The following is a 298-nucleotide window of genomic DNA, read 5'->3' as shown; positions in this document are numbered from 1 at the left end:
TTCACGAGGCGCTACCTAAATAGCTTTCGGGGAGAACCAGCTATCTCCCGGTTTGATTGGCCTTTCACCCCCAGCCACAAGTCATCCGCTAATTTTTCAACATTAGTCGGTTCGGTCCTCCAGTTAGTGTTACCCAACCTTCAACCTGCCCATGGCTAGATCACCGGGTTTCGGGTCTATACCCTGCAACTTAACGCCCAGTTAAGACTCGGTTTCCCTTCGGCTCCCCTATACGGTTAACCTTGCTACAGAATATAAGTCGCTGACCCATTATACAAAAGGTACGCAGTCACACCAC

General features: G+C 50.0%; 1 rRNA gene. It reads right to left on the bottom strand.

The annotated features are described in order from the left end of the window. A 23S ribosomal RNA gene (locus tag ACOYA6_RS23060) occupies window positions 1-298 on the bottom strand; the annotation flags it as partial.

Origin of the sequence: Leclercia barmai (assembly GCF_049312895.1) — a bacterium.
In the GTDB taxonomy this organism is placed as follows: domain Bacteria; phylum Pseudomonadota; class Gammaproteobacteria; order Enterobacterales; family Enterobacteriaceae; genus Enterobacter; species Enterobacter barmai.
This window is presented reverse-complemented; position numbering and strand designations above follow the sequence as displayed.